Source organism: Stenotrophomonas pictorum JCM 9942 (assembly GCF_001310775.1).
Taxonomy (GTDB): Bacteria; Pseudomonadota; Gammaproteobacteria; order Xanthomonadales; family Xanthomonadaceae; genus Stenotrophomonas; species Stenotrophomonas pictorum.
This window is the reverse complement of record NZ_BAZI01000265.1, coordinates 1-3,767: the sequence shown is the minus strand read 5'-3', so window position 1 is coordinate 3,767 and position 3,767 is coordinate 1. Positions and strand designations below refer to the sequence as shown.

Here is a 3,767-nt window from a genome sequence, read left to right as displayed (position 1 = left end):
TCCCGTGCGGGCAAACGGGGTCAGCACCATGCGCAGGCGCAGCTGCAAGGCCGGTTTGCCCTCGGGCGCCGGCAGTGCCATCGCCGGTACCGGCGCGGTTGGACTGGGCAGGCTTGCTTCAATGCGGTCACGGGCAAAGGGGTCACGCCCGTCCAGATAGCGCATGGCCGACTGCACATCGCGCCAGCCCACGTACTCCATCAGCGCCTTCATGTCCCAGCCTTGGTCGTTGGCCCAGCTGGCAAAGCCGCGGCGCAACGAATGGCTGCTGTGGAGCCCCGCATCGGCAAAGCCGGCACTGGTCAGCAACTCGCGTAGCAGGCGCACCAAGCTGTTGGGATGCAGGCCCTCGGCGCTCACCTGGCCCCATTGGTTAACCGCCCGAAACACCGGCCCTTCGTGCAGGTCGGCCGCCTGCAGCCACACCTGGGTCGCCTCCACCGGGCACAACCGCGACAACGCCGGCACCTTGTAGGTGACGCCGGCGGCCTGGCGGTCGCCCTTGCTGCGCGGCAGGAAACAGGTCATCCCCTGTCCCGGCACCAGCGTGAGATGGGCCACGTCCAGACGCAGCAGTTCATCGCCACGGAAGCCCCGCCAGAATCCGAGCAGCACCAACGCTCGGTCGCGTTGATGGCGCAGCGCCGCCGCTCCGTCGCCCCGGGCATGCGCCGCCGCGATCGCGGCAGCCAACCAGTCATCGAGCTCGACCAGCCGCCGAATCTGCAGCGGCGCGGCTTGCTTGACCTGGCCCGGGTGCAGGGTCTGGATGCCTTTGAGCACCTTGCGCACCAGCGGCGACCGGGTCGGGTCGACAAAGCCGTGGTCGCGGTGCCAAGAGGCAATGGCGGCCAGCCGGTGGCGAAGCGTGCTGGCGGCTAGGGTCTGCGCATACGCGGCCAGGTACCGCGCCACGCTGTCCGGTGTCGCTGGGAGGTGGCCTTGCCATTCAACCTCGAAGTGCCGCAGCGCCGACGCATAGCTGCGCACCGTGTTCTGGCGCGTGGCTGCATCGAGGTAGCGGTCCAGTTCGGTCACTGGCGCGTGGCCTCCACAGCGACCGGCTGCCGCAGGGTCGACAGGATGGTGCATTCAGCCCGCTGCCCACCGTGGCAACTGGCAATCACCCGTTCCAACTCGGTGGCCATGCGCTCCAGGTCGGCCATGCGCGCCCGCACGTCGGTCAGATGGCTGCGTGCCAGCCGGTCCACGTCCCCGCACGAAAGCTCCTCATCGCCGGCCAGCTGCAGCAGGCTGCGGACCTCCTCCAGGCTGAAGCCTAGGTCCCGGCCGCGCGCAATGAAGCGCAGCCGCTCGATGTCGGCCGGGCCATAGACCCGGTAGCCATTGCCCGAGCGCCCCGGGCGCGGCAACAGGCCGATCCGCTCGTAATAGCGGATCGTCTCCAGGTGGCATCCACTGGCGTCGGCAGCCTCACTGATTTTCATTCGTAGTACGCTTGACTCCGTAGTAGCTACGGACTTTACACTCACCTGCTGTGTCATGCCAGCGACCCGCCCGGGCCCGGCTTCCCTGCGACTGGAGATGTTCCGATGAGTGATTGCGGCTGCCACCACGAGGCCAAGAATGCGCAGGAGCGGCGCGTCCTCTGGATCGCCCTAGCGTTGAACGCGGCGATGGCCGTGATCGGCGGCATCGCCGGCTGGATTGCCCATTCCACTGGCCTGCTGGCCGACGCTCTGGACATGCTGTCCGATGCCACCGCCTATGCCATTGGCCTGGTCGCTATCGGGCGCACGGCGCGCTTCAAGGCCAATGCCGCTTGGGTCAGCGGCAGCGTGCTGCTTGTGCTGGGTGTGGGCGTGTTGGTTGAGGTGGGCCGCCGGGTGATGTACGGCGCCGAGCCGGTCAGCGGCTGGATGATTGGCACCGCCCTGCTGTCGCTGGCGGTCAATATGGCGGTGCTGCGCATGCTGGCACCGCTAAAGTCCGGCGAAGTGCATCTGCGAGCGACGTGGCTGTTCACGCGGGCCGATGTGGTCGCCAATGTTGGGGTGATCCTGGCCGGTCTGTTGGTGTGGTGGCTGGCCAGCCCGTACCCGGATTTCGTGATCGGCGCCCTGATCGGCCTGTATGTGATCAAGGAAGCCTTCGAGATTTTAGGTGATGCCCGCCGGGCAGGTGCCGACGCGCGCAAGACGGCTGCATGACCAGGCTTGGCCGACTGAGCTCGGACTCTGGCGGCTGCGCTTGAACCCGGCACTGTCACGTGGCGCAGCTGGCCCCCGACCTAATCCGTCGCAGCTCAATCTGCGTGACCGTGCGGAAGCTCAGGCAAAACGTTAACTTTCTGTTCTTCGGATGCCGGATTCCGTCAATTTCCCGCGCCAGCTTTTGCCTGGCCACCTGACTCGCAGAGGCCACTCGAGCCCGCGAGATTGATGAATAAGCGTCAGCTTGCTGATGAGCGGGACCCAAGGTATCTTTCCGGCCTCAAATGTATCAGTCCTAGCCACACGTGCCTTCCATTGTCATCCATGCCAAGCGCTACGCTCTGGCACTGCTGCTCGCAGTGATGATCATCGTGCCTGTCGTTGATGCTTCGGTCTGCTTCTCTGAGGAGCAGTCACACCAGGAAGTGGCAGGGCCAGGCGATGGCCACCCCGATAAGGCGCATGCCGCTTGTGGTCACGGTCACTGCCACCACAGCAGCACTTTTGTGGCGTCCAACGGTTTCACCAGTGCCGAAGCCGCAAGAAATGAAGGCGGGCACACGTTCTACGAACAGCCCATGACGTCCCACATCCCGGACACGCTGATTAGACCTCCCAGGCTTTGATCGCATAACAGGCGCAACGCGCCTGTCAGTCCTTCTGCGATCACCTTTGTGTAGGTCTTTCCATGAACACATCTTGTTGCTGGGCGCTCCGTGCGCTCGGCCGACGCGTGGCTGCACGTGCAGTCGCCGGCCAGTACTGCGCCGCCTTGAAGAAGGCGACCTGAATGCCCTTCTCAACATCTACCAATCTCCGAACTGCACGCGATCGAGCGGCACTACTGATGGCAACCTCCGTGCTTGCCATCGGCGCATCTCTTGGTGTGCGCGATTTTGGGCCTGTCGACGAACCGAGATTTGCCTTGGTTGCCACCCAAATGGTGGCAACCGGAAGCTCGCTGTTCCCGCGTCGGGGAGCGGAGCTGCACCCAGACAAGCGTCTCTTCATGTGGATCTCGGCTGCACTGCTGTCACTGACCCAAAACCTGCGGACCGCGGTCCTGGCCCCTTCGCTGGTGTCAGGCGTTGCATATGTGTGGATGGCTTTCCATCTAGGAACGCGCAATGGCGGCCGTGTGCGCTAGGGGCGCGCGCGGTGGTCAATAAAAAGGAATCACCAATGCATTACGTGAAAACAGAATTCAACCGAGGCAGTTCGCGCGGGGGCCTAGGCTCAGATCCACTGGGCCGTCTTGGCAAGCCCATCTGCGGCCCGCAGCTGGGCGTCAACACGTTGATTATCATCGTGGCGATGTACTTCACGTTCTTTCTCAACAGCGCGTTCTTCGCAGAAGTAATTGCGAAGAGTGGTGCGGACGGAGCAGCTCGTGCGCTACTTGTTATCTCTACGGGAGCGATCCTCACTGCCTTGAATGTGCTCATTCTCGGATTGCTATGCGTTCGATGGACGGTGAAGCCGGTTCTTGCATTGCTTCTCGTCGTGTCCGCTACTGCTGCCTACTATTCAGACAATTACAGCGTCTACTTCGACGCCAGCATGGTACGAAATGTGCTGAAGACCGACGGCGCT

At 63.6% G+C, this 3,767-nt stretch carries 5 protein-coding genes and 1 pseudogene; 4 read left to right on the top strand and 2 right to left on the bottom strand.

The window, feature by feature from the left end:
- Both JCM9942_RS12085 and JCM9942_RS12080 read right to left on the bottom strand, forming a co-directional pair.
- Positions 1–1,038: site-specific integrase (locus tag JCM9942_RS12085; RefSeq protein ID WP_083468528.1), on the bottom strand; the 1,038-nt coding region annotated here is incomplete at its 3' end.
- Positions 1,035–1,448: a MerR family transcriptional regulator gene (locus tag JCM9942_RS12080; RefSeq protein ID WP_014159604.1), complete on the bottom strand. Its 414-nt coding sequence runs from the start codon at positions 1,446–1,448 to the stop codon at positions 1,035–1,037. The genes JCM9942_RS12085 and JCM9942_RS12080, both read right to left, overlap by 4 nt.
- Before the next feature lie 105 nt (positions 1,449–1,553).
- Here JCM9942_RS12080 and JCM9942_RS12075 point away from each other — a divergent pair, with 105 nt between their 5' ends.
- The 4 genes and pseudogenes from JCM9942_RS12075 to JCM9942_RS12070 all read left to right on the top strand — a co-directional run.
- Complete coding sequence (locus JCM9942_RS12075) at positions 1,554–2,171, top strand: cation efflux transmembrane domain-containing protein (protein ID WP_014159605.1); 618 nt, start codon at positions 1,554–1,556, stop codon at positions 2,169–2,171.
- A gap of 308 nt (positions 2,172–2,479) precedes the next feature.
- Positions 2,480–2,800 carry a hypothetical protein gene (locus JCM9942_RS19105; protein ID WP_062167471.1) on the top strand — a complete coding sequence of 107 codons (321 nt, stop codon included), beginning with the start codon at positions 2,480–2,482 and terminating at the stop codon, positions 2,798–2,800.
- 164 nt (positions 2,801–2,964) lie between these two features.
- A pseudogene (locus JCM9942_RS20770) lies at positions 2,965–3,198 on the top strand (dolichyl-phosphate-mannose--protein mannosyltransferase); the annotation flags it as partial.
- A 134-nt stretch (positions 3,199–3,332) separates the two neighbouring features.
- On the top strand, positions 3,333–3,767 hold a 435-nt coding region (locus tag JCM9942_RS12070; protein ID WP_256202375.1), incomplete at its 3' end, for a phosphoethanolamine transferase domain-containing protein.